Below are 6,376 nucleotides of genomic sequence, written 5' to 3'. Positions count from 1 at the left end.
GCCAGCAGCCGGTCCTGGGCGAGGGCGGCCGGCACGTCCCGCGGCACCGGCGGCAGCGCCGCGACCCGTCCGTCCCGCGCCGCCGCGTACGCCGCCGACAGCTCCTCGAAGAGCAGGCCCATGCTCCAGCCGTCGCAGACCACGTGGTGCAGGGAGAGCAGCAGCGACCAGTCGGCCGGCCCGGTGCGGCACAGCGTGGCCCGTAGCAGCGGGCCCCGGGCCAGGTCGAACGGGCGGACCGCCTCGGCGGCGGCGTACTCGTCGATCCGGTCGGCGGCGACGTCGCGCACCTCAAGGGGCACACCGTTCGGCGGCAGGATCAGTTGGTACGGCTCCCCGTCCAACGGCACGAACACCGTGCGCAGCGCCTCGTGCCGCGCCACCACCAGGTCGAGCGCGGCGCGCAGGGCCGCCACGTCCAGGTCGCCACGCAGGTCCACCCGGTACGGGACGTGGTAGGCAGGGCTCTCCGGGTGGAGTTGGGCCAGCAGCAGCATCCACTCCTGGGCGGCGGTGAGCGGGTGGATTCCGTACCGGTCACCGTCGGCGCGCAGAGCGGCGAGGAAGGCCCGCCGCCGCTCGGGCGGCAACGCGTCCACCCGCTGTCGCAGCCCGGTCGGGGTGAGGGCAGCGCTCATCTCGCGCTCCCGTGCTCGTACTGGTCGAGCAGGCCGGCGAGGTCGGCGGGCGGCGCGGCGTCCGGCGGGAGCGCGTCGGCCGGCCCGGAGGGCTGGACCGCCGCCTCGCGGACCCCGGTGATCTCGTCCGCCGCGGCGGCCAGCGCCGCGACGGTCGGGTGGTCGAAGATCAGTCGCAACGGCACCTCCGCGCCGATCGCGGCGGACAGCCGGGACCGCACCCGGGTCGCCTTCAACGACCGGCCGCCCAGGTCGAAGAAGTCGTCGTCGCGTCGACGCACCGGCACACCGAGCACCTCCCGCCAGATCTCGGCCACGGTCCGCTCGGTCCCGGCCCGCGGACCGGCGTCCTCGTCGTCGGCCCGGGCCGCCTCGGGAGCGGGCGGCACGTCGGGAGCCGGCAGGTCGTCCGGTACGACCAGCGCGTCGGGTGCGGGCAGCGCGTTGGTGTCCACCTTGCCGTTGCGGTTGAGTGGCAGCCGGGGCAGCGCCACGAACACGGCCGGCACCAGGTGATCGGGCAACAGCTCCCGGGCGCGTTCCCGGACCGCCTCGACGCGCACCCCGTCGGCGGGCACCACGTACGCGACCAGTCGGGCGTCGCCCGCCCCGTCGCGGTCGGCGCGCACGATGGCGTCGCGCAGCAGCCCGCTGCCGCGGAGCACCTCGGTCACCTCGCCCGGCTCCACCCGGTAACCACGGATCTTGACCTGGTGGTCCAACCGCCCGACGAACTCGATCAGCCCGTCGACGCGTTGCCGGACCAGGTCGCCGGTGCGGTACAGCCGACCCCCGCCGCGCGGCCCGAACGGGTCCGGCACGAACCGGTCGGCGGTGGTCTCCGGACGGCCGAGATACCCCCGAGCCACCCCGTCCCCGCCGATGAACAACTCACCGAGCACGCCGGGCGGCACCGGCTGGAGGAACCGGTCCAGCACGTACACCCGGGTGTTCGCGACCGGGCCGCCGATCGGCACCACCTGGTCGTCGGCGGTGAGCAGGGCGCAGTCGTACGTCGTGGTGTAGGTGGTGCCCTCGGTCGGGCCGTACCCGTTGACAAGTGTTGTGTCCGGGCAGGCGGCCCGCAGTCGGCTGACCGCCACCCGGTCGGCCTGTTCCCCGCCGAAGGTCAGGTAACGCAGCCCGGCCAGGGCGTCCGGGGCCTCCGTCGCCAACTGTCGGGACACGGAGGTGGCCAGGAACATCATCGTCACGCCGGTGGCGCGCAGCCGCTCGCGCAGTCGGTCCGGCACGATCACGTCGTTGATGTCCAGGTCGGCCAGGCAGGCGCCGTTGAGCAGTGCCCCCCACACCTCCAGGGTGGCGGCGTCGAAGGACATCGTGGCGGCCTGCCCCATCACGTCGTCGGGGCGCACGTCGACGAAGTTCGTGTCGCGGACCAGCCGGACGATGTTGCGGTGGCTGACCCCGGTGCCCTTCGGCCGGCCGGTCGAGCCGGAGGTGTACATGACGTACGCGAGCTGGTCGGGGTGGATGCTCACCTCCGGCGGGCCGGCCGGGTCGGCGGCGGCCGGCAGCCGGTCCAGGACGATGCGCGGTGTCCCGTCGTCCGGCAGCCGGTCGGCCAGCGCGGCGGTGTGCAGGATCGCTCCCGGCGCGGCGTCGCGGCACATCAGTGCCAACCGTTGCGGCGGATACCCGGGGTCCAGCGGCAGGTACGCGGCACCGACCTTGAGCGTCGCCAGGGCGGCGATCACCCAGCCGGCGGTGTCGGTGAGGCAGAGTCCGACAAGCGCCTCGCGGCCGATGCCCAGTCGCCGCAGGTGCCCCGCCAACCGGTTGGCACGCCGGTCCACCTCCCGGTAGCTGAGCACCTCGTCGCCGGAACGCAGCGCTGGCGCGTCCGGCGTCTCCCGTGCCCAATCGGTGAACAGGTCGGGCACCGACCGGTCGCGGGGGTAGGCGGTGTCGGTGGCGTTCCACTCGGCCACCACCCGCCGTTCCGTCACCGGGTCGAGCAGCGGCAGGTCGGACAGGCGCGCCTCGGGCCGCTCCCCGACCCCAGCGAGCAGGACGGTCAGCGTGGCCCCGATCAGCGCCGCGTTCGGATGGGTCAGGGTGACCGTCGGCGACCCGGAGTTGTCGACCAGCAGCCGCAGCACGCCCCGTGGCCCCGGCGGCAGCGCCCCGAGGCCCACCGACACCACCGGTCGGTGCGCCGGAACCGTCGCGGGTAGCCCCGACTCGTGGGCCCGTGCCTCGCGCAGCGCCGTCCGGACCAGGTTCCGCAGCTCCGTCCAGGTGGGATTCTCGGGGACCCGCACTCGCACGGGCAGCCACCGTCCCGGCGCGGTCGCGCCGGCCGGTGTCTCGGCGACCAGGTCGCCACCCCCGGTCCAGCGGTGCAGCAACCCGAACACACCGGCCAGCGCGTCGGCCAGCACCTCGGACGAGCCACCCGGCAGCGTCACGCCGGCCGTGCCGCCGTCCGCAGCCGTGCCGCCGGACGCGGTCGGTTCGCCGGCCGCCGCCGTTTCGGGCACGGGCGGGAAGGGCAGGTCCGGTGGCTCCGGAAGGGCGTCGAGTTGTCGCTGCCAGAAGGCGACGAGGTCGGGCGCGACGATCTGTTCGGACATCGGATCTCAGCTCCGATCGGGCAGGCGAAACGCAATGCCCGGAATTCTGCGGCGGACCCGTGCCAGTTGCTTGTACGGGTCGTGCGCGTGCTGTGGGGGCTGCCTGAGGGAATCCTGAGGGCGGCATTATGCCGATACCGCATAGCAGTCAGTAAGTACACCGACTCTTTTGGTTATGGCGATGATGCTCAATGAAGACAATGATCGTGCCGGGGGGAAGCCACGCCGGGCGTCGGCTACGGACGACCGGTTGTCTCTTCACTCACCTGAGCCTCCACGAGAGAAAACAGGAGTGGTGGATGTCCGGAGACAGACTCAACCATGCCTTGCGCCCGTCAACGCCCATTCGCGACCACCGCGGGGGCGAGGCATCGGCACCGGGTCAACCGCACCGAGGCGGTGATCCGGGGCGTGCGCTGCGCCGCCTCGCCGACGTCGGCGACCGCACGGCCGCACACCTGTGGCTCACCATCCAGCCGGACCTGCTCACCGCCACACCCGACCCGGCGGACGCCCCGCTGGCCGACATCTGGCGCGTGGCGCTGCAGCACCACCTCGACGGCGAACCGCAGTTGGCCGCGGCCCGACTGGCGATGATCCCGATCGACGCGGCCGGCCCGCACGCCGTCCAGGTGCACTGCCACGCCGCCGTGCACCACCTGATCGAGGGCGACATCGAGCGGGCCACCACCGACGCCGAGGAGGCCGCCCAGGCGGCGCACGGGTGCGACTCCCCCGCCGCCCACGGGGCGTACGCCCGGCTGGCCATGCTGCTGGACGCGGCGACCGGCGACGCGTCGGCGGCACGGCGGCGAGCGCAGCCGGCGGAGGGGCTGCGCCACGCCGACGTCGGCCTGTTCCGGCTGATGATCCATCTGGACCTCGCCGGCTACCTGCTCGGTGTCGGTGACGCCTCCGACGCGCTGCGGCACGCCGAGGCGGCCGTCCGGCTGGCCGAGGTGACCGGGGACACCGGTTACGAGCCCTACGCACTGGCCCTCACCGCCTCCGCGAAGTGCCTGCTGGGCCGCCTGGAGGAGGCGCTCGCCGACAGCGCCGCCGGCCAACGCCTACGGGAGCTGGCCGGGATCGGCGCCGACGAGGCGTTCTCCCTCACCACGCTCGGGATGGTGCACCGCCGCCGACGTGAGCCCCGCCAGGCTCGCAAGGCGCTGGAGAGCGCCCTGGCCATCCTCGGCAACGGGCAGCACCGGCCGATGTCCCGCGCCCTGATCCTGGCCGAGTTGGCGCGGATCCGGGCCGCCGACGACCTGCGGGCCGCACGGGACCTGGCCGAACGAGCGGTCACCATGGCCCGCGAGCCCGACCGGCCGTACGCGCTGCTGGCCCGCGGCTGGGTGGCGCTGCTGCGCGGCGACACCGACGCGGCCCACTTCGACGCCGCTGAAGCCCGCACCGGCGCCACCGTCGGGCGGCGGCGAGCGACCCTGATCGAGGCGCTGCAACTCACCGTCCTGGCGGCGGAGGACCCCCGGGCCGCCGCGGGCCTGCTCGACGACGCCGCGGCGCTCTGCCGGGATCTCGGCGACCCGGCCCAGGAGGCCGCGGTCCGACTGATCGCGGCCCGACTCCAGGGCCGGCAGGCCCGGCGCGGCGCGGAGGGGGCCGAGCAGAAGCTGCGCCGCTGCGGGGTACGCCTCGACCCGGGCGTCGCCGACGGGCTCACCGCCATGACGCTGCGCGTACCGGCGGTGGTCATCCACACCCTCGGTGACTTCCGGGTCTTCCGGGCCGGTGCCGTGGTGCCGTACGGCGAGTGGCAGTCCAAGAAGGCACGGGACCTGTTGAAGATCCTCGTCGCGCATCGCGGCCGGGCGGTGCCGCGCGCCCGGCTGATGGAGTTGCTCTGGCCGGACGAGTCGCCGTCGCGGACCGCGAACCGGCTCTCGGTGCTGTTGTCCACCCTGCGTCGTGTGCTCGGCACCGGGCAGCGCACCAGCGGGCGGGGCGCGGTGCTGGCCGACCGAGGCTCGGTGGCGATCGACCTCGACGTGATCGACGTGGACGTCGAGTCGTTCCTCACCGCCGCCGAGGAGGCGCAGGCCGCACAGCGGGCCGGGCACCCGAGCGCCGCCGCAATGTTGATCCGCGCCGACGAGCTGTACGGCGGGGACTTCCTCGCCGACGACCCGTACGAGGACTGGGCGCAACCCCTGCGCGAGGAGGCACAGGTGGCGCACACCCGGGTGTTGCGGGCCCTGGCACAGCACACCTCGGACACCGACCAGAAGCTCGTCTACCTGATGCGTCTCGTACACCGGGACCAGTACGACGAGGACGCCCACCTGGAGTTGGTGGAGGTGTTACGCGCCGCCGGCCGGCACGGCGAGGCACAGCGACGCTACCGCGCGTACGTCGAGCGGATGCGGGAGCTGGGCATCGACCCGGCGCACACCGACGCCGCGGGCACGTCGGCCGGGTCCGGTGCCGGTTCGCGCACCGACTCGTCGGCCGGCCCGGGGTCGCGGGTGGCGCGGTGGCGGGCGCCGGCCACGCTGTCCCGGCCCTGGACAACGGAGTTCGGGGATGCCGAGATCCCCACCCAGCGGGCACTGAGCTTCCAGAGCCTGAGCAAGCACCCGGTCTGACGCGGGGTGAGCGCCGGGCCGGCCATCGACGTCACCGGAAGACCCCACGGACCGGTCGACAGAACCACAGTAGGTAGACCACCGTGATCGTCAGGGCCGCGCCGATGATCAGCAGGAGTCGGATCCACGGGTCGTCGATGACCGTGAAGACGACGATCCGTCCGACGAACTGCACGGCGAGGAGCACAGTGACGAGGACCCGCACCCAGGGACGACCGTCGGGGAGTTTCACCGCCAGCCACGCGTACAGGATCCCGAAGCTGAGGTGGAACGCCTGCGGCACACCGATGCCGTAGGGCGGGGTGAAGAGTGCGAACGCGTGCTCCGCCACCAGGATGAACAACAGCACCCGGGCCACGACGAGCCCGGTGGGCATCGTCCGGGGCGGACGATCCTGATTGGGGTGCAACCGGGAATCGACCACGTCGGGCACCTTCCTCGGATGAGCAGATCGGCCAGGCCATCGTCACCTCATCGGGCGCGCCGACACATCCGGGATGTCCCCCGCGCTGGCCCGGAGACAACCCCGAGG

General features: G+C 73.6%; 4 protein-coding genes. 1 reads left to right on the top strand and 3 read right to left on the bottom strand.

The annotated features are described in order from the left end of the window. Both PSH25_RS19490 and PSH25_RS19485 read right to left on the bottom strand, forming a co-directional pair. Positions 1-638, bottom strand: a 638-nt coding sequence (locus PSH25_RS19490) for a condensation domain-containing protein (protein WP_238660440.1), incomplete at its 3' end; no start/stop codon positions are given. Next, positions 635-3,235: a non-ribosomal peptide synthetase gene (locus tag PSH25_RS19485; RefSeq protein WP_238660439.1), complete on the bottom strand. Its 2,601-nt coding sequence runs from the start codon at positions 3,233-3,235 to the stop codon at positions 635-637. The genes PSH25_RS19485 and PSH25_RS19490, both read right to left, overlap by 4 nt. A gap of 299 nt (positions 3,236-3,534) precedes the next feature. On the opposite strand from PSH25_RS19485, the gene PSH25_RS19480 reads away from it, so the two are divergent. Beyond that, complete coding sequence (locus PSH25_RS19480; RefSeq protein WP_238660438.1) at positions 3,535-5,844, top strand: AfsR/SARP family transcriptional regulator; 2,310 nt, start codon at positions 3,535-3,537, stop codon at positions 5,842-5,844. A 31-nt stretch (positions 5,845-5,875) separates the two neighbouring features. Here PSH25_RS19480 and PSH25_RS19475 read toward each other — a convergent pair whose 3' ends face one another. Further along, the gene (locus PSH25_RS19475; RefSeq protein WP_238660437.1) at positions 5,876-6,268 is read right to left on the bottom strand and encodes a hypothetical protein; all 393 of its coding nucleotides are present in this window, start codon (positions 6,266-6,268) and stop codon (positions 5,876-5,878) included. Between the last annotated feature and the right edge of the window lie 108 nt (positions 6,269-6,376).

This window comes from Micromonospora foliorum (assembly GCF_022229015.1).
In the GTDB taxonomy this organism is placed as follows: domain Bacteria; phylum Actinomycetota; class Actinomycetes; order Mycobacteriales; family Micromonosporaceae; genus Micromonospora; species Micromonospora foliorum.
Note: the sequence above shows the minus strand (reverse complement) of the source record. Positions and strands in the feature narration are given on the sequence as shown.

What these genes read in the sequence shown, in the direction of transcription:
- PSH25_RS19485 (WP_238660439.1), bottom strand. Translation starts at nt 3,235, where the DNA reads ATGTCCGAACAGATCGTCGCGCCCGACCTCGTCGCCTTCTGGCAGCGA.
- PSH25_RS19480 (WP_238660438.1), top strand. Translation starts at nt 3,535, where the DNA reads ATGTCCGGAGACAGACTCAACCATGCCTTGCGCCCGTCAACGCCCATT.